The sequence below is a fragment of the Streptomyces graminilatus genome, from assembly GCF_001418565.1.
Taxonomy (GTDB): Bacteria; Actinomycetota; Actinomycetes; order Streptomycetales; family Streptomycetaceae; genus Streptomyces; species Streptomyces graminilatus.
The window spans coordinates 1-17,582 of sequence record NZ_LIQQ01000344.1; the positions used below are offsets into that span (position 1 = coordinate 1).

A 17,582-nucleotide genomic window follows, 5' to 3' on the forward strand; every position below is an offset into this window, starting at 1 on the left:
GGACGGGACGGGAAGGGGCGGCGGGGGCGAGAAAAAGCGAGTGCCCCGCACGCCACGTGGCGTACAGGGCACTCGGGCAGCGCGACTGACCGGCTACGCCGGTACGGAAGCCACCCCGGGCTCCAGGAACCGCTTGCCGTTCACCCGCTCGGAGACACCCTCACGGTCCAGGTAAGGCGTGACCCCACCCAGGTGGAAGGGCCACCCCGCCCCGGTGATCAGGCACAGGTCGATGTCCTGCGCCTCGGCCACGACACCCTCGTCGAGCATGAGCCCGATCTCCTGGGCGACCGCGTCGAGCACCCGGTCCCGCACCTGCTCCTCGGTCAGGACGACCTCGCCCTGCGTCAGCAGCGCGGCGACCTCGGGGTCCAACTCGGGCTTCCCACTGTCGTAGACATAGAAGCCACGCTTGCCCGCCTTCACGACCGCCGCCAGGTTCGGCGAGACCGTGAAGCGGTCGGGGAACGCCCGGTTCAGGGTCTCCGAGACGTGCAGACCGATGGCGGGACCCACCAGCTCCAGCAGCACCAGCGGCGACATCGGCAGCCCCAGCGGCTCCACCGCCTTCTCCGCGACCGCGACCGGCGTACCCTCGTCGATCACGTTCTGGATCTCGCCCATGAAGCGGGTGAGGATACGGTTCACGACGAACGCCGGAGCGTCCTTCACCAGCACCGCGGTCTTCTTCAGCTTCTTGGCGACACCGAACGCCGTGGCCAGCGAGGCGTCGTCCGTCTGCTCGCCGCGCACGATCTCCAGGAGCGGCAGGATCGCGACCGGGTTGAAGAAGTGGAAGCCCACGACCCGCTCGGGGTTCTTCAGCTTCGACGCCATCTCCGTCACCGACAGGGACGACGTGTTCGTCGCCAGGATCGCGTGCGCCGGCGCGACCGCCTCGACCTCCGCGAACACCTGCTGCTTGACGCCGATCTCCTCGAACACGGCCTCAATGACGAAGTCCGCGTCCGCGAAGCCCTCCGCCTTGTCCAGGACACCCGTCACCAGAGCCTTGAGACGGTTGGCCTTGTCCTGGTTGACGCGGCCCTTGCCGAGCAGCTTGTCGATCTCGGCGTGGACGTAGCCCACACCCTTGTCGACGCGCTCCTGGTCGATGTCGGTCAGGACCACCGGCACTTCGAGGCGGCGCAGGAAGAGCAGCGCGAGCTGCGAGGCCATCAGGCCCGCGCCGACGACGCCGACCTTGGTGACCGGACGCGCCAGCGACTTGTCCGGCGCCCCCGCCGGACGCTTGCCGCGCTTCTGGACCAGGTTGAAGGCGTAGATGCCGGACCGCAGTTCGCCACCCATGATCAGGTCGGCGAGCGCCACGTCCTCGGCGTCGTACCCCTTCTGGAGGTCGCCGTCCTTGGCCGCTTCGATGATGTCCAGCGCGCGGTAGGCGGCCGGAGCGGCCCCGTGCACCTTGCTGTCGGCGATGAACCGGCCGCGCGCGACGGCCTGGTCCCAGGCCTCGCCACGGTCGATCGCCGGACGCTCGACGACGATCTCGCCCTTGAGGAGGGAGGCCGTCCACACCAGGGACTGCTCCAGGAAGTCCACGCCCTCGAACAGCGCGTCGGCGATGCCGAGTTCGTAGACCTGCGCGCCCTTGAGCTGCTTGTTCTGGTTGAGCGAGTTCTCGATGATCACCGAGACGGCCTTGTCCGCGCCGATCAGGTTCGGCAGGATCGCGCAGCCGCCCCAGCCGGGGACCAGACCGAGGAAGACCTCGGGCAGCGAGAAGGCCGGCAGGGCCGCGGAGACGGTCCGGTACGAGCAGTGCAGACCGACCTCGACGCCACCGCCCATGGCGGCACCGTTGTAGTACGCGAAGGTCGGGACCGCGAGCTGGGACAGCCGCTTGAAGACCTCGTGGCCGCCCTTGCCGATGGCGAGCGCGTCGGAGTGGTCCTTCAGCAGCTCCACGCCCTTGAGGTCCGCGCCGACCGCGAAGATGAAGGGCTTGCCGGTGATGCCGACACCGACGATCTCGCCGGCCGACGCCTCCTTCTCGACCTGGTCGAGGGCGATGCTCAGGTTCGCCAGCGAGGCCGGGCCGAAGGTGGTCGGCTTGGTGTGGTCGAAGCCGTTGTCGAGGGTGATCAGCGCGAACCGGCCGGCGCCGAACGGGAGGTCGAGGTGGCGGACGTGCGCGGACGTCACGACCTCGTCGGGGAACAGCTCGGCCGCGCCCTTGAGGAGTTCGGTGGTGCTCACTTGTCGCCTCCGGCGTCCTTGTGGTGCGGGTTCTCCCAGATGACCGTCGCGCCCATGCCGAAGCCGACGCACATGGTGGTGAGGCCGTAACGGACCTCCGGCTGCTCCTCGAACTGGCGGGCGAGCTGCGTCATCAGCCGCACACCGGAGGAGGCGAGCGGGTGACCGAAGGCGATGGCGCCGCCGTACTGGTTCACGCGCGCGTCGTCGTCCGCGATGCCGTAGTGGTCGAGGAAGGCCAGCACCTGGACGGCGAAGGCCTCGTTGATCTCGAACAGACCGATGTCACCGATGCCGAGGCCAGCCTTGGCGAGGGCCTTCTCGGTCGCCGGGATCGGCCCGTAGCCCATGACCTCGGGCTCGACGCCGACGAAGGCGTAGGAGACGAGGCGCATCTTGACCGGCAGGTTGTTCTCGCGCGCGAAGTCCTCGGACGCGATGATCGACGCGGTGGCGCCGTCGTTCAGACCGGCCGCGTTGCCGGCGGTGACCCGCCCGTGCACCCGGAACGGGGTCTTCAGCCCGCTCAGGTTCTCCAGGGTGGTCCCGGGCCGCATCGGCTCGTCGGCGGTGACCAGACCGAAGCCCGTCTCGCCGACCTCCGCGTTGGTGTTCCGTACGGAGATGGGCACCAGGTCCTGCTGGATCTTGCCGTTGGCGTACGCCTTGGCGGCCTTCTCCTGCGAGCGCACGGCGTATTCGTCGGCGCGCAGCTTGGTGATGTGCGGGTAGCGGTCGTGCAGGTTCTCGGCGGTCATGCCCATGAACAGGGCGGACTCGTCGACGAGCTTCTCGCTCACGAACCGCGGGTTCGGGTCGACACCCTCGCCCATGGGGTGACGGCCCATGTGCTCGACGCCACCGGCGATGACGGCGTCGTACGCGCCGAAGGCGATGGAACCGGCGGTGGCGGTGACGGCGGTCAGCGCGCCCGCGCACATCCGGTCGATGGAGTAGCCCGGGACGGTCTGCGGCAGCCCGGCGAGGATGCCCGCCGTGCGGCCCAGGGTCAGACCCTGGTCGCCGATCTGCGTGGTCGCGGCGATGGCGACCTCGTCGATCTTCTTGGGGTCGAGACCCGGGTTGCGGCGCAGCAGCTCCCGGATGGCCTTCACGACAAGGTCGTCGGCGCGGGTCTCGTGGTAGATGCCCTTCGGGCCCGCCTTGCCGAACGGGGTGCGGACGCCGTCGACGAAGACGACTTCCCTGACGGTACGAGGCACGATGGCTCTCCTCCAAAGGTGCGGGACGGCACTGCTGCGATGCGCAACCGCTGAGCGGGCGCTCAGCCCCATGCTACTTGCGAGTAACCGTGCTGCACACCCCTGAAGGGAGGAGCGGCGAACGTCACACGTCTGCCACATGTTACCGCCGGTTACACGCCTCGCTCGGAGGGATGCGTGCAACCGGCGCGACCAGCCACAACGAGCCCGCGGCCGACGAACACGGGGTCCGCGAGGCATCCGCCCCGCGTCCCCTCCTTCTACATGCCCTCCGAAGATCTTGGCGTGATTTCGACGTCTGTTTTTCGAGCCGGAACCCCTACGGCGCCTTGGCGGAAAGCGCCTCCACCAGAACCGGCGTCACCTGCTCCACCTGCCAGGCCCGCGCCCCGTACCCCGCGAGAGCCGCACCCACGGACTCCGCTTCCACCGGCGTGGGCGGCTCCCAGCAGACCCGCCGCACCGTGTCCGGAGTGATCAGATTCTCCTGAGGCATGTTCAGCCGCTCGGCCAGCGTGGACACCCCGGCCCGCGCGGCGGACAGCCGGGCGGCGGCCACCGGATCCTTGTCGGCCCAGGCGCGCGGCGGCGGAGGCCCGGTCAGGGGCTGTCCCGGCTGGGGCAACTGGGAGTCGGTGAGCGCCTTCACGCTGTCCACCGCGGCCTGCCACTGCTCCAACTGCCGCCGCCCCATCCGGTGCCCGAAACCGGGCAGCGCGGCCAGCGCGTGCACGTTGACCGGCACGGCGAGCGCGGCGTCGACGATGGCCGCGTCCGACAGCACCTTGCCCGGAGACACGTCCCGGCGCTGGGCGATCCGGTCCCGGGTCTCCCACAGCTCCCGTACGACGGCGAGCTGCCGGCGCCGACGCACCTTGTGCATGCCGGAAGTGCGCCGCCAGGGGTCCTTGCGGGGCTCCGGCGGCGGTGCCGACGCGATCGCGTCGAACTCCTCGCGGGCCCACTCCAGCTTGCCCTGCCGGTCCAGCTCCTTCTCCAGTGCGTCCCGCAGGTCGACCAGGAGTTCGACATCAAGTGCCGCGTACCGCAGCCAGGGCTCGGGCAGCGGCCGGGTCGACCAGTCGACCGCGGAGTGGCCCTTCTCCAGTACGAAGCCCAGGACGCCCTCGACCATCGCGCCCAGGCCGACCCGGGGGAACCCGGCCAGCCGTCCGGCCAGCTCGGTGTCGAACAGGTGAGTGGGGACCATACCTATCTCGCGGAGGCAGGGCAGGTCCTGGGTGGCGGCGTGCAGCACCCATTCGACACCGCTGAGCGCTTCGCCGAGGCCCGACAGGTCGGGGCAGGCGACCGGGTCGATGAGCGCGGTGCCGGCGCCCTCGCGGCGCAACTGCACCAGATAGGCGCGCTGGCCGTACCGGTAACCGGACGCGCGTTCGGCGTCGACGGCGACGGGGCCGCTGCCCGCGGCGAACGCGGCGATCACCGCGGCGAGCGCGTGATCGTCGGCGACGACGGGCGGAATCCCGTCACGGGGATCGAGGAGAGGGATCGGCGCCTGAGCCTCAGAGGATCCGTTGTCGTCCGGAGGGGCGCCTCCGGTGGTTCGCAGTGAGCTGTCTGCTGCGGTCTCTTGGGCTTCGGTCACCTGTCAAGGGTATCTGTGTATGGACGGCGCCCGCCGACGGAACGTTCCGTCGACGGGCACCTTGGGGTCGTAAACCGGTCACGTGTCACACGTGTCAGTGAATTCTGTCGGTCATCTCGGTCAGGAGTGGTGGCGGAGCGGTCGGCGGTGGCCGGTCGCCGACGCTCAGTGGATGATGCCGGTCCGCAGGGCCACCGCCACCATCCCGGCACGGTCGCCCGTGCCGAGCTTGCGGGCGATCCGGGCGAGGTGGCTCTTGACGGTCAGCGCGGACAGGCCCATGGAGACGCCGATCGCCTTGTTCGACTGGCCCTCGGCGACCAGCCGAAGGACCTCGACCTCGCGGCCGGACAGCTCGCGGTAGCCGCCCGGGTGGCTCGGGGCACCCGGGGGGCGGCGGTGCATACGGGCGCCGGCACCGATGGGGGCGGCGCCCGGCCGGTTGGGAAGCCCGATGTTGTTGCGGGTGCCGGTGACGACGTAGCCCTTCACACCGCCCGCGAGGGCGTTGCGCACGGCTCCGATGTCGTCGGCGGCGGACAGGGCCAGGCCGTTGGGCCAGCCCGCGGCACGGGTCTCGGACAGCAGGGTGAGCCCGCTGCCGTCGGGCAGGTGGACGTCGGCGACGCAGATGTCGCGGGGGTTGCCGATGCGGGGACGAGCCTCCGCGATGGACGAGGCCTCGATCACATCGCGCACACCGAGCGCCCACAGATGGCGGGTGACGGTGGAACGGACGCGGGGGTCGGCCACGACCACCATGGCGGTCGGCTTGTTCGGGCGGTAGGCGACCAGGCTTGCGGGCTGCTCAAGAAGAACGGACACCAGGCCTCCTGGAGTGCGGGACGGATCCGGTCCTGGGGATGAAACCGGATCGACCGTGCTTTCAAGGTCACAGAGGTCTTCGGCATCAAACCTGTGCTCCTTTAGAGAAAGATCACGATCTGGTGAGTAACAATCTGTGCAATTCGGACACGCGATCGATCATCCGAAGATCGAACGGTTTCGCTCTACGTCGATACGCGGCCGAAAGTGGCCGTATCGACAAAGAGCTACTAAAGACGGCGTGCCGATACCGGGAGAAGGAGGGCACATGGAGGGGGGCGCAGCAGAACGGCCTTGCGGTCCCCGTACAGGGACGGCAAGGCCGTTCAGTGGTTCAGCGGGTGTCGCGGGGCTGGTTCAGCGGGACTGGGGTCCCCGCCGCTGCGGCAGCGACACCACCGAGGCGTCCCCGGGGGCGGCCGGCGGCAGGCCCGCGATCTGGGCCAGCAGATCGCACCAGGAGGCCAGGTGGGACGCGGTGTCCGGGACGCCGCCCAGGCCCTCGCGGGGTGTCCAGGAGGCGCGGATCTCGATCTGGGAGGCGGCCGGCCGCTCCGCCATCCCGCCGAAGTAGTGCGAACTCGCGCGCGTGACGGTGCCGCTGGCCTCGCCGTACGACAGTCCGCGCGTCTGGAGCGCCCCGGTCAGCCAGGACCAGCACACGTCGGGCAGCAGCGGGTCGGCGGCCATCTCCGGCTCCAACTCGGCGCGTACCAGCGTCACCAGCCGGAAGGATCCCTGCCAGGCGTCGTGCCCGGCCGGGTCGTGCAGCAGGACGAGCCGGCCGTCGGCCAGGTCCTCCTCGCCGTCGACGACCGCCGCCTCCAGCGCGTACGCGAACGGCGCCAGGCGCTGGGGCGCCCGCGTCGGCTCGATCTCGATCTGCGGCCTCAGCCGCGCGGTCCGCAACGCGTCGACAGCGGCCCGGAAGAGCAACGGAGCCGTCTCCACCGCATCCCGGTCTCCCTCCTTCGCGTCGTCCATTTCGCCAGCGCCGTCCGACAGTCGTCCCTGAGCCGCAGCCATGCGGGGAAGATTAAGGGGAACGGAGGCTCCGTGCGGGGAGGGACACCCGTGGGACGGGCCACAGTCCCGGGAGAGCCGTCGGCAGGGCTGTTCGCCGGACTGTCGGTGGGGCGTGCGAGACTTCTGGTCGTGAGCGCGAACCAGGGCCCCGCGGGCCACCAGCAGCCGACAGCGACGTCCACCGCCGTCAGGAACGACGCCGTGCGGGAGTCCGCCTTCCTCAAGGCGTGCAGACGTGAGCCGGTGCCGCACACGCCCGTGTGGTTCATGCGCCAGGCCGGGCGCTCCCTGCCCGAGTACCGCAAGGTCCGCGAGGGCATCCCCATGCTGGAGTCCTGCACCCGGCCCGAGCTGGTCACCGAGATCACGCTCCAGCCGGTGCGCAGGCACAACGTGGACGCGGCGATCTACTTCAGCGACATCGTCGTCCCGCTCAAGGCCATCGGTGTCGACCTGGACATCAAGCCCGGCGTCGGCCCGGTCGTCGAGAAGCCGATCCGCACCCGCGCGGACCTCGCCCAGCTCCGCGACCTCACCCCCGAGGACGTGCCCTACGTCACCGAGGCCATCGGCCTGCTCACCCGCGAGCTCGGCGCCACCCCGCTCATCGGCTTCGCAGGCGCGCCCTTCACCCTCGCGAGCTACCTCGTCGAGGGCGGCCCGTCCCGGACGTACGAGAACGCCAAGGCGATCATGTACGGCGACCCGCAGCTCTGGGCCGACCTGCTCGACCGCCTCGCCGAGATCACGGCGGCCTTCCTCAAGGTCCAGATCGAGGCGGGCGCCAGCGCCGTCCAGTTGTTCGACTCCTGGGCGGGCGCCCTCGCCCCCGCCGACTACCGCCGCTCGGTGCTCCCCGCCTCCCAGAAGGTCTTCAAGGCCGTCGAGGGGTACGGCGTGCCGCGCATCCACTTCGGCGTCGGCACCGGCGAACTGCTGGCCCCCATGAGCGAGGCCGGTGTGGACGTCATGGGCGTCGACTGGCGCGTCCCGCTCGACGAGGCCGCCCGCCGCGTCGGCCCCGGCAAGGCGCTCCAGGGCAACCTCGACCCGACGGTCCTGTTCGCCTCCACGGAGGCCGTCGAGGCGAAGACCCGCGAGGTCCTCGACTCCGCGAAGGGTCTGGAGGGCCACGTCTTCAACCTCGGCCACGGCGTCATGCCGAACACCCCGCCGGACGCGCTGACGCGCCTCGTGGAGTACGTCCACACGAACACCGCCCGCTGAGCCGCGGACCGGCGCCCGTCACCACGTATGCCGTGCCCGCCCGCCCCGGAGCAGGCGGCCCGGCTCGGGCGGGGCCGGGGTGCTCACCGCCCGGATCACGGGGCCGCGGATGCGGGGGACCCCGCCGCCCGTGTCCTGCGGCCGGTCGCCGCCACCAGCGCGATGATCGCCAGCGCCGCCAGGAGGATGAGTACCAGCAGCAGCACCGTCAGGACCGTGGGGTGGTTCCACAGCGCGAACACCAGGGCCAGTACGAGCAGGACACCGATGGTGAGCCAGCGCCGGTTGTCCGCCGTCCACGTCCCCGCACGACCGGTGTGGACGGAGTGGGTGTCGGCCCATCGGGCCACGGAGTCGGCCGTGCGCTCGGAGGTGGCCCGCGTGGCGCGTGCCAGGCGACCCGGCCCGACGAAGTACGCGCCGAGGGCGACGACCACCCCGAGCACGATCACGGTGCGCAGTGTGACCCGCAGGAAGTGCAGAAGAGTGTCGAACACCGCCGCCGCGGCCGCCTTCGACTGCACCTGCGGGGGCAGATGGTCCAGGTAGTAGCGGCGGGCGACGACAAGAGCGATGGCGACGATCAGGCAGGCCACGGCGGCGCCCAGGGCGGTCTTTGCCAGGGCGCGCCTGCGCCGGTGGGCGAGGAACACGCCGACCGCCCCGATGATCACCGTCAGCACCGGCAGCCAGGTACCGGCCACGTCGAGGGCGTGCGCTGCGTTCTGGATGCGCTTGAGCTTGTCGGACTGGAAGAGCACCACCGTCTTGTTGACGTCCGGGATCTTCTCGGCCGGCGTCACACCGGCATCGACGAGGTCCTGCTTGACGCGGTCGACCGCGTCGCCGACGTCGAGGGTCACGGTGCCCTCCTTGACGCCGATCGCCCCGCGTCCCTTGCCGGTGAGGGCGTGCACCACCGCCGAATGGGCGGCCCGGTTGGCCGTGGTCCACAGCTTCTCGAACCTGTCGCTCTGGACGAAGCGGGTCGCCACCTTCTCCGCCACGCTGTTCACGGCCGAGTCGAGCTGGGGGGCCAGTCTCTTCACCGCGTTGGCGGCGGTCGGCGGCAAACCCTGTGACTGCAACCAGGCCGAAAGCTCCGCGGTGATCCGCTTGCCGTCGACCCGTACGTCGACGGCCTGGACGATCCGGTTCTGCACGGCGTCCTCGATCGCGGGGTCGGAGGCGAGCGGTTTGACCGTCGCGACGTAACGGTCAGTGTCGAGGACGATGTCGTGCACCCAGACGGTCAGTACCGACACGGGGACCAGGACGCAGGTGAGGACGATCAGAATCGCCGAGGCCACCTTCCGCGCGATCCGGCCCGGGCCGGACCCGTGCGACCTGCCGTCCGACGGCGAGCTCTCCTGAGCGGGGTCGTGCGATGGTTCCAGCGGGCTGGTCATCCGTCCTCCAGGAGTGAGGCGCCGCCTGTCATGGCTGCCGTTGGTATCCATTCGTCCCGAGTGCCGCGGCTGCGGCATCCCGGGGTGAGCCATCCGGAGTGCATACGGGCCCCTCCAGCGCCCCCGTCCACAGATGGGTGAATTTCGGGCAGGGGAGCGGTGTGCCACGTCTGCCGCCCACAATGGGGTCAATCACCTGATTGCGGAGCAAAGTCCGCTCACTGTGCCGATGGCGGGAGTGGGCGCAGCAAGGTCTGATCATGTGCAGGTCGGCACTTTCGAGCCTGATTGGTGACCAATGTCGGAAAAAGACCAGGGGTTCCGCCGCGCCCGTGACGGCGGACCGGCGAGGTCACGGTGAGTGGTGGCAGTGCGTGGGGCGTGGCCTCCGTGGCCGCTGTCACGGCTGGGTACGCGCTTGTCTCCCGGCGGCTGTCCACGACCGTCGTGTCGGGGCCGATGGTGTTCACCGCCTTCGGGGTGGCCATCGGGCCGGTCGGGCTCGACCTTCTCGATCTGGAGCATGACTCGCCCCTGGTGCTCACCCTGGTCGAAGCGACGCTGACGCTCGTCCTGGCGACGGACGCGATGTCGGTACGCCGACAGGATCTGCGCGTCGGTGGATTCCTCCCGGGGCGGCTGCTGGGGATCGGACTGCTGTTGACCATCGGGGCCGGCTGGCTCCTGGCGTGGCCCTTGTTGCCGGGACTGACCGCGTGGGAGCTGGCGCTGGTCGGGACGATCCTGGCCCCGACCGACGCGGCTCTCGGTCAGACCGCGGTCTCCAGCCCTCGTGTTCCCCCGCTCGTACGCAGCGGTCTCAATGTCGAGAGCGGCCTCAACGACGGTATGGTGCTGCCCTTCTTCCTGCTGTTCCTGGCGGCACTGCCCGGAACCCACGCCTCGCAGGAGGGAGTCGCCGGGGTCTTCTGGCGGGCGCTCGTGCTCAGCACCGCGCTGGGGCTGGCCGTCGGCGGGATCGGCGGGTGGCTGCTGCGACAGGCGCACGGAAAGGGCTGGGCCAGTCGCGGCTGGCGGCAGGTGTTCGTCCTGGCCGTGGCGGCGGGCTCGTACACACTGGCGGTCGTCGTGGACGGGAGCGGGTTCATCGCCGCCTGGGTCGCGGGCTTCGCCTTCGGTGTCTCCACGCGGCGGAGCGACGCAGCGCGGGCACCGGCGCTCGACAAGGACACCGCTGACCTCGCCGGACAACTCGCCGAGTTGCTCGCGTCCTTGAGCTTCCTGGTCTTCGGGGCCGTGCTGCTCGGTCCGGCGCTGCAACACCTCGACTGGCGGATCGTCACCTATGCCGTGCTGAGCCTCACGGTGGTCCGGATGCTGCCCGTCGCCCTCTCCCTGGCCGGAAGCCGCCTCGCCCTCCCCACGGTCCTCTACATCGGGTGGTTCGGTCCGCGCGGACTCGCCTCCGTCGTCTTCGGGTTGCTCATGGTGGAGGAGCACGTCCCGGGTGTTCAGCTTCTCAGCCGGGTGGTCGCGGTCACCGTCGCGCTGAGCATCCTGTCGCACGGCATGTCCGCGGTCGTCCTCGCGAACCGGTACGGCGCCTGGCACCGGAAGGCGGCCGCCGCGCGGCCACAACTGCGTGAGGGCATGCCCGAAGAGGACTCCATCGCGCGGTAGGGCACGAACGAGCTACGGAGGAATCATGGGTGGCGACTTCAGTACGACGGGACGGTGGGCGGCCCGGCTGGCGATCATCGCGGTGGTGGCAGCCGTCGTTCTTCCGCTGGCGGTCGCGGGTCTCAGGAGCCTGGGGCCGGCCGCCGTCGCGCTGGCCGGACTCGCCGTCAGCACGGCCGGGGTGTGGTGGGCCCTGAGCCGCAAGGGCCTGATCAGGGTGCTCGCGGTCGCCCTCGCGGTAGCCGCGCTGGCAGGGGTGATCGCGCTGTTCGTCGTGGTCGGCCTGCTGTGGGTCGTGATCGTCCAGGTCGCGTTGTGGGCCGTGGCCTGCTTCGCGGGCTGGTCCGCACTCGGCGCGGACGCCGGGCCGGCGGCTCCGGCCGAACACCGCACCCCTCCGCCCGAGCGTCCGTTCCTCATCATGAACCCGCGCTCGGGCGGCGGGAAGGTCGGAAGGTTCGCGCTCAAGGAGAAGGCCGAAGCCCTGGGCGCCCAGGTCGTGCTGCTCGACCCCGCGCACCATCAGGACGTCGCCGCGCTGGCCCGGGACGCCGTGGCGGGCGGCGCGGACCTTCTCGGCGTCGCGGGCGGAGACGGCACGCAGGCCCTGGTCGCCGGTGTGGCGGCGGAGCACGGAGTCCCCTTCATGGTGATCTCGGCCGGGACCCGGAACCATTTCGCTCTCGATCTCGGGCTCGACCGTGAGGACCCGTCCACGTGCCTGGACGCGCTCACCGATGGTGTCGAGCTCCGTATCGACCTCGGCCGGATCGGCGAGAGCACCTTCGTCAACAACGTGTCGTTCGGCGCCTACGCGGAAGTGGTCCAGAGCCCCGCCTACCGCGACGACAAGATCCACACCGTCCTCCGTACGCTGCCGGACGTCCTGACCCACCACCTCGGATCCCGGCTGACCGTGTACGGCGGCGGGGCGAGGATCACCGCCCCCCAGGCCGTGCTCGTGAGCAACAACCCGTACCGCATGGGTGACCCGGCCGGCCTCGGACTCCGCGAAGGACTCGACGCCGGTGTCCTCGGGGTGATGAGCGTCAAGGTCGACAACGCGGTGCAGGCGGTCGAACTGCTCGGCGGCAGACGCGCGTCCGGGCTCACCGCTCTGACCACGCGTGAAGTCGTCATCGACGCGGACGTCCCCGAACTGCGGGTCGGCGTCGACGGCGAGGCGCTCTCCTTCCCGACCCCCGTTCGCTGCGTGATCGATCCGCGGGCACTACGCGTTCGCGTCCCCCGTAACCGCCCCGGCGTACCCCGGCCGCGGGCGCGCCTGGACTGGCGGCGACTGCGCGATCTGGCGCTGTCGCGCGGATGAGCCGGCCCGGCGCCGCCACCACACCGGTGCCGCCAGGAAGGAGCCCTCCACGACGGATTCGCGAGGAACGGACTGTGAATCGTAGACAGCTCGGGCACTGGGCCAGGACGGCTCGGGAGATGCCCCGGCGGACACCGGTGATCGGGCGGATGCTGGGCCGGCTGATCCGTGTGAACTGGATGGAAGCCAGTGCGCGATTGGCGGCTCAGACGTTCCTGGCCGCGCTGCCGCTCCTCATCGTCGTGGCCGCGTTCGCGCCGAAACGCATCCAGGACGTACTGGTCGACTCCGTTCAGGCCCTGCTCGGTGAGGACGCGCCGGTCGGCGACATCAAGGAGACGTTCGGCGCCCAGGGCGGGACGAAGGAAACATACGGAGCGGTCGGGGTTTTCGTCACGCTCATTTCGGCGACCGCACTGAGCCGGGCACTGCAGAGGGTCTGCGAACGCTGCTGGGATCTGCCCAAGGCCGGTGCGCGCATGTCCGCCTGGCGGTGGCTGGTGTGGCTGCTGGGCTGGCTGGCCGCGCTCCTGGTCCAGGCTCCGTTGCGCCACGGCTTCGGAGGAGGCACCGGGCTCGGTGTCGTGCTCTCGCTCGTGACGTCCGTACTGCTGTGGTGGTGGACGCAGCACCTCCTGCTGGGCGCGCGTATGAGGTGGAAGCCCCTGCTGCCCGGCGCCGTTCTGGCGGGCGTCGGAATGGTGACGTACGTCTACGTGTCGGGGGTGTTCATGCCCGCGAACATGCGGCGGACCACCGCCCAGTTCGGGTCCCTCGGCTACGTCTTCGCCATGCTCTCCTGGCTGATCGGGGGCTGCTGCGTGGTCGTCGCCGGAATCGCCCTCGGCCAGGTCACCGCGGGTTCGGGGCCGTTCCCGCGATGGCTGGGCACGCCTGTGGCCGCCAAGGAGCCGTAGCTCCGTCAGCCCCTGAGAACGCGGTCCTTCTGGACGGCGAACTCCTCGTCCGACAGCACACCCTGCTCGTGGAGCCTGCCGAGACGTTCCAGGCTGCTGAGCGCTTCGTCCGTCAGCCCGGAATAGGGCGTCGGGCCCGGCGGCTTCCGCGCGGGGGCATCCGCTTCGGGCACGGTCCGCTGTGCCGCGTCGCGCTCGGCCCGGTGCCGGGAGACACGGCCCGAGACCGCGCTCGCGGTGCCGGCGACCACCGCCGTGCGGGCGGCCACGCCGACGAGGCCGGGACGTTCGCGACGCGCCAGACGGCGACCGAGCATCGCCCTCACCTTCCCTTACCGATCGGGTACGCCGCTTCAGACGGCGTCCTGGAACGCCCGCTCGACCACTTCGGCGGGGATGCGCTCATGGGCGACGAGCCGACCGCCGGCGCGGCGGACGGCTTCGGCCATCCCGGCTGCCCAGGTGTCCTCCCAGAGGAGGACGGCCGCCGACGAGTCCGGCACGAGTTCCTCGGCGATCAGGTCGAGGTCCTCCTTGGTGAACAGCCCGCCGACCTCCCCCTCGATGTCGTCGAACACCGACGCCTCCGTGGGGTCGAGAGCATCGAGCTCGACGTAGGAGACGACGCCGTCCGCGTCCTTCTTGACGAACGTCAGGTCGAGAATCCGCACCGTGCCGCTTGCCACGAGAGCCCTGAGCTCCGGTGCGATCTCGCCCCGGAAACGATTGCCGGGGAAGGCGACGACGACGTACTCGACAGGTCCCACGTCCATGGCCGTGTCCTCTATCCGGGAACCGTCAGTGACCGTGCCTTCCTGCCAGGTCGCCCCGGCAGGGCCACGCTTCTCCTGCTCCCAGGGTGCCCGGCCGCGCCCCGTGGCGCCTCACCCGTCCCGGGTGAGGGCCGGCGCGGGGCCTCCGGGCGGCTCGATGCCGCCCGTACCCGGGTCTTGACCAGCATCCTTTGCGGCTTCCCGCGCAACGGGTGATGATCAAACAGTAGGCGGGTTTCCGGACTGAGAGCTGCGGTGCCGTGGTGAGTGCCATGCCCCATCCGACCTCCGGTGGACACCGGGACGCTGCTGCCGAACACCTGACACCGAGCGGTGATCCCCTGCTGGCGGCGCGGTTCAGCGTGCCGGTACCCCCGGACACGTTCGTGCGCAGGCCCCGGCTCGTCGAGCGCCTGGCCCGGGGCGTGGAGTGTCCGGTGACGCTGGTCAACGGACCCGCCGGAGCGGGCAAGACGTTGCTGGTGGCCGACTGGGTCGGCGGGGAGGATTCGCCGGGGCGGGTGGCATGGCTGACCGTGGAGCCCGAGGACAACGACCCCGGCGTCTTCTGGACCTATGTGCTGGAGGCCATGCGGCGCCAGGGTTTCGGCCCCCCGGACGCCGTCGGCAGCCCGGCCGGGCCCGGCGAGGTGGACCATTCGCTGCTCGCCAGGCTCGCGGCTCATCTCAGTGAGCTGACGGAGCCCGTCGTCCTGGTGCTCGACGAGTTCGACCGGGTGGCGGGCTCGGCGGAGATCGCCGATGAGCTCCAGTTCGTGCTCGGCCACGTGGGCGACGGACTGCGCCTGGTCGTCACCAGCCGTACGGAGCCACTGCTGCCGCTGCACCGCTACCGCGCCGCCGGCCAGGTCACCGACATCCGCGGCGCCGATCTGGCCTTCCTGCCGGAAGAGACGGCCGAGCTGCTGCGCAGGCACGGCATGCGCCTGACGGAACAGGGCGAGCGGGCGCTGACCGAGCGGACCGGGGGCTGGGCCGCCGGGCTCCGGCTGTGCATCCTGGCGGCGCAGCAGGCCGAGAACCAGGACGCCTTCCTGAAGGACTTCGAAGCGGGCCAGAGCACGCTCGCCGACTTCCTGCTCGCGGAAGTGCTCGACGCGCAGCAGGCCGAGACCCAGGACCTGCTGCTGCGCGGCAGCATCCTCGAACAGATCCACCCCGACCTGGCCAACGCCCTCACGGGCCGCGACGACGCGGAGCCGATCCTCGCCGGGCTGCTGCGCGCCAACGCGTTCGTCGAATCCATCGGGCACTCGTGGTACCGGCTCCACCCTCTGTTCGCCGAGATCCTCCGAGTGCATCTCCGGGTCCGGCAGCCCGGCCTCGAACCCGAGCTGCACCGGAGGGCGGCGCGCTGGCTCACCGAGGCGGGAATGTACGCCGAGGCCCTGCCGCATGCCGCGGACGCGGGGGACTGGGAGCACACCGCGAACCAGTTCGTCGAGGAACTGGCGATCGGCCGGCTGCTCACGGGACTGGACGCCGAACGCCTCGACCGCCTGTTCTCCCGGATGCCCCCGGAAACGCCCGGTCCGGCCGCGGATCTGGTGCGCGCCGCCCGTGAACTGGCCCGTCACGACGTCGACCGCGGGCTCGGCCATCTGCGCCGTGCCGAGGAGAACCTGCACAAGGGCGGGCCCCCGTCCGAAGCCCTGCGGCTCAGCTGCGCGCTGTTGCGTGTGCTGGCCGCCCGGATGATCGGCTCGGCGGATCTGGCCGAGGCCGCCGCGCGGGACGTGGAGGCGGCGGAGCGGGCCATCCCCGCCGAGCGCCTGGAGCCGCACCTGGAGCTTCGCGCGCTGATGCTCACCGACCTGGGATCGGCCCAGCTGTGGGCGGGACGCTTCGACGCCGCCCGGTCGACGCTGTCCGCCGCCGCACAGCTCAGTGACGGTCCGGACATCGTGTTCCCACGGCACGAGTGTCTCAGCCGACTGGCCCTGATCGACTTCCTGCGCGGCTGGCCCGACCGCGCCGAGAGACATGCCCGGGGAGCCGTCGCCGAGGCGGAGCGCGGCGGCCTGCCACCCGCCGCCCGTACCGGGGTGACCCAGCTCGTCCTGGCCGCCGTCGCCCTCGACCGGGACGAGCTCGGCGCCGCACAGGCGCACCTCGAAGAGGCCGCCGCCTCGTCCGCGGCCCCGCACGACCCCATCGCGCGTGCCGGACTGACCCTTCTGCGGTCCCAGTTGCTGCTCGCCAGGGGCAAGCCGAAAGCCGCACTGCGCGTCCTCGACGAGCTGGAGAAACCGCAGGCCGCCATCGAGCCCTCACCATGGGTGCGTGACCGGACCGTCCTGGCCAGGGCCACCGCGCACCTCGCCGGAGGCAGTCCGGAGGCCGCCGTGGAGATCCTCGAGAAGGGCGGGACCGCCGGGCCGGAGAGCGTGGTGGCCGCGGCCCGCGCCCGACTTGCCCTGGGTAGCGGGGAAGAGGCGCTGGGCCTGCTCGACGCGCTGCCGGCCGGTCAGGGCGACGGCCCCGCCATCACGGCCAGGGTGCTGCTGGCGCGGGCGCAGGCCGCCGACGCGCTGGGCGACAGGGCCGCGGCGCACCGTCTGACGGCAAGGGCCTTGTCCACGGCCCGGCCCGAGCGGCTGAGGCGACCGTTTCTCGAGGCGGGACCGTGGCTGCCGCACCTGGTGCGACGGCAACCGGTGCTGGCTCGGGGGCACGACTGGCTGCCGGCCGCGGTGGTGGGACAGGTTCCGGTGAACAGCGCGCATGAGCTGGGCCCTCACTCCATGCCCGAGCCCCTGAGCGAGCGTGAGCACGAGGTGCTGGAACGGCTGGCACAGACGATGTCGACGGAGGACATCGCCGCGGATCTCCAGTTGTCGGTCAACACCGTCAAGACGCATTTGAAGAACGTCTACCGCAAGCTCGCCGCGACCCGACGGGGCGAAGCGGTGCGTCGTGCCCGGGAGCTGCACGTCCTGTGACGATCCCCGGTCACCTGGGGTGGGTGATGCCGTGCACCGTGCGGCGGCTCAGCATGGAATGTGGGTGGGGCCAAAGCCGCCGTACCACCGTGAGAGAAGCGCAGGTATGCGATACGAGATTCGCGTCGACGGAGAGATGTCCCGGACGATGACCGGGGCGTTCCCCGAGCTGGACAGTTTCGTCGTGGCCAGGCAGACCGTGCTGTCCGGCCGGATCACCGATGAGGCACAGCTGTACGACCTGCTGAAACGCTTCCAGTCACTGGGGTTGCACGTGGTGGAGATGCGTCGCCTTCCCGAGTGATCCGGCCGTTCGGGCGGCGAGCGCACAGCACATGTCCCTGTCGGTGACAGCCGACAGGGACATGTGCTGTGCGCTGCGTTCTCCGCTGGCGCGGTGCGGGGCGGCTCAGCCGGTG

At 70.8% G+C, this 17,582-nt stretch carries 14 protein-coding genes; 6 read left to right on the plus strand and 8 right to left on the minus strand.

Features of this window, described 5'->3' with window-relative positions; all coding sequences use genetic code 11:
* Nucleotides 1-93: 93 nt before the first annotated feature.
* From AOK08_RS27475 to AOK08_RS27495, 5 genes are all read right to left on the minus strand, one after another.
* Nucleotides 94-2,220, minus strand: coding sequence for a 3-hydroxyacyl-CoA dehydrogenase NAD-binding domain-containing protein (locus AOK08_RS27475; RefSeq protein ID WP_055530962.1), 2,127 nt, complete (start codon nt 2,218-2,220; stop codon nt 94-96).
* Complete coding sequence (locus AOK08_RS27480) at nt 2,217-3,443, minus strand: thiolase family protein (RefSeq protein ID WP_055530964.1); 1,227 nt, start codon at nt 3,441-3,443, stop codon at nt 2,217-2,219. The genes AOK08_RS27475 and AOK08_RS27480 overlap by 4 nt, the downstream gene beginning before the upstream one ends.
* A gap of 319 nt (nt 3,444-3,762) precedes the next feature.
* Nucleotides 3,763-5,052 (minus strand): ribonuclease D, encoded by a 1,290-nt coding sequence (locus tag AOK08_RS27485; protein ID WP_055530966.1) that lies wholly within the window; start codon nt 5,050-5,052, stop codon nt 3,763-3,765.
* A 165-nt stretch (nt 5,053-5,217) separates the two neighbouring features.
* A complete protein-coding gene (locus tag AOK08_RS27490; protein ID WP_055530968.1) occupies nt 5,218-5,877 on the minus strand; it encodes a response regulator transcription factor in 660 nt (219 codons plus the stop codon).
* A gap of 357 nt (nt 5,878-6,234) precedes the next feature.
* Nucleotides 6,235-6,861 carry a DUF3000 domain-containing protein gene (locus AOK08_RS27495; RefSeq protein WP_055530970.1) on the minus strand — a complete coding sequence of 209 codons (627 nt, stop codon included), beginning with the start codon at nt 6,859-6,861 and terminating at the stop codon, nt 6,235-6,237.
* Nucleotides 6,862-7,032: 171 nt separating this feature from the next.
* On the opposite strand from AOK08_RS27495, the gene hemE reads away from it, so the two are divergent.
* Complete coding sequence (hemE, locus tag AOK08_RS27500) at nt 7,033-8,130, plus strand: uroporphyrinogen decarboxylase (protein WP_055530986.1); 1,098 nt, start codon at nt 7,033-7,035, stop codon at nt 8,128-8,130.
* A 95-nt stretch (nt 8,131-8,225) separates the two neighbouring features.
* On the opposite strand, the gene AOK08_RS27505 is transcribed toward hemE, so the two are convergent.
* Nucleotides 8,226-9,539: a hypothetical protein gene (locus AOK08_RS27505; protein WP_055530972.1), complete on the minus strand. Its 1,314-nt coding sequence runs from the start codon at nt 9,537-9,539 to the stop codon at nt 8,226-8,228.
* A gap of 390 nt (nt 9,540-9,929) precedes the next feature.
* Here AOK08_RS27505 and AOK08_RS27510 point away from each other — a divergent pair, with 390 nt between their 5' ends.
* From AOK08_RS27510 to AOK08_RS27520, 3 genes are all read left to right on the plus strand, one after another.
* Nucleotides 9,930-11,180, plus strand: coding sequence for a cation:proton antiporter (locus tag AOK08_RS27510; RefSeq protein WP_241827109.1), 1,251 nt, complete (start codon nt 9,930-9,932; stop codon nt 11,178-11,180).
* A 25-nt stretch (nt 11,181-11,205) separates the two neighbouring features.
* On the plus strand, nt 11,206-12,510 hold the full coding sequence (locus AOK08_RS27515) for a diacylglycerol/lipid kinase family protein (RefSeq protein ID WP_055530976.1): 1,305 nt from the start codon (nt 11,206-11,208) through the stop codon (nt 12,508-12,510).
* 74 nt (nt 12,511-12,584) lie between these two features.
* Entirely contained in the window at nt 12,585-13,427 is an 843-nt protein-coding gene (locus tag AOK08_RS27520) for a YhjD/YihY/BrkB family envelope integrity protein (protein WP_241827110.1), read from the plus strand.
* A 5-nt stretch (nt 13,428-13,432) separates the two neighbouring features.
* Here AOK08_RS27520 and AOK08_RS27525 read toward each other — a convergent pair whose 3' ends face one another.
* Both AOK08_RS27525 and AOK08_RS27530 read right to left on the minus strand, forming a co-directional pair.
* Nucleotides 13,433-13,744, minus strand: a complete 312-nt coding sequence (locus AOK08_RS27525) for an SHOCT domain-containing protein (RefSeq protein ID WP_055530978.1) — start codon at nt 13,742-13,744, stop codon at nt 13,433-13,435.
* Between the two features lie 36 nt (nt 13,745-13,780).
* Entirely contained in the window at nt 13,781-14,200 is a 420-nt protein-coding gene (locus tag AOK08_RS27530) for a DUF6325 family protein (RefSeq protein ID WP_055530980.1), read from the minus strand.
* A gap of 272 nt (nt 14,201-14,472) precedes the next feature.
* Here AOK08_RS27530 and AOK08_RS27535 point away from each other — a divergent pair, with 272 nt between their 5' ends.
* Nucleotides 14,473-17,163 carry a winged helix-turn-helix domain-containing protein gene (locus AOK08_RS27535; protein WP_055530982.1) on the plus strand — a complete coding sequence of 897 codons (2,691 nt, stop codon included), beginning with the start codon at nt 14,473-14,475 and terminating at the stop codon, nt 17,161-17,163.
* 106 nt (nt 17,164-17,269) lie between these two features.
* Nucleotides 17,270-17,467: a hypothetical protein gene (locus AOK08_RS27540; protein WP_055530984.1), complete on the plus strand. Its 198-nt coding sequence runs from the start codon at nt 17,270-17,272 to the stop codon at nt 17,465-17,467.
* Nucleotides 17,468-17,582 lie beyond the last annotated feature (115 nt).